This is a genomic window from Bacillus sp. SIMBA_008 (assembly GCF_046535495.1).
Classification (GTDB): domain Bacteria; phylum Bacillota; class Bacilli; order Bacillales; family Bacillaceae; genus Bacillus; species Bacillus subtilis.
Genome location: NZ_JAWRWL010000067.1, coordinates 1 through 398, shown reverse-complemented (window position 1 = coordinate 398; position 398 = coordinate 1). Strand labels below are relative to the sequence as shown.

At 45.7% G+C, this 398-nt stretch carries 1 protein-coding gene; it reads left to right on the top strand.

The features are described 5' to 3' along the window. Positions 1-398, top strand: a 398-nt coding sequence (locus tag SB658_RS22140) for a MarR family transcriptional regulator (RefSeq protein ID WP_410602345.1), incomplete at both ends; no start/stop codon positions are given.

Genomic DNA, 398 nt, shown 5'->3' with positions numbered 1-398 from the left:
ACGCCGATATGGATGCTGAATCATTGAAAACATTTTTGACGTTATTTGATATGTCTAAAAAAATGAATCAGGTCATGGAGCATTATTTCTCAAGTCACGGATTGTCCGAAGGGAAATTCAAAATTTTAATGTTTCTGTTTGACGAACCCGGCCACAGCCTGAGTCCGACGGAGCTGGCGAAAAAATCCAATGTCACCAAAGCGACCATCACCGGATTGATCGACGGACTCGCACGGGACGGCTTTGTAAACCGCAGCCGGCATACCGGTGACAGACGAAAAATCAGCATCGAACTTACAAGGGAAGGAAAAGAAAAGCTGATGCTGTTTCTTCCCGGCCACTTCTCCAACATTTCAGGAGTCATGGAAAGCTTCACCGCTGGAGAAAAAGCGGAATTG